We start from the raw sequence: 263 nt of genomic DNA, 5'->3' as shown, positions 1-263 counted from the left end.
CGCGAAGGCGAGGGTGCCGTGTCGGTGATGAACGCGATCGTGCCGCTTTCGCTATGGCGTGACCTGCAAGGCGCGAGCGGCTATTTCGACCGGGCGCTGGTGCAACGCCCCACCAAACAACATGTGATATGCCTGCACGGCTGGGGCACGCGGGTCGAAATGGTGGACGATAACGGTAAGATCCGGCACGCGACGGCGGACGGATGCGGCGATGATTCCCTGGCATGGCCCTTTGCCAAGCGGATGGCGGCCACGGCGCTAGC

General features: G+C 65.0%; 1 protein-coding gene. It reads left to right on the top strand.

All coding sequences use genetic code 11. The features are described 5' to 3' along the window. Window positions 1-27 precede the first annotated feature (27 nt). Window positions 28-263 (top strand): hypothetical protein (locus tag AC3II9_RS21925; protein WP_489158826.1); only part of this gene is annotated, 236 nt, incomplete at its 3' end.

This window comes from Lysinibacillus sp. RU7 (genome assembly GCF_057837305.1).
This window is presented reverse-complemented; position numbering and strand designations above follow the sequence as displayed.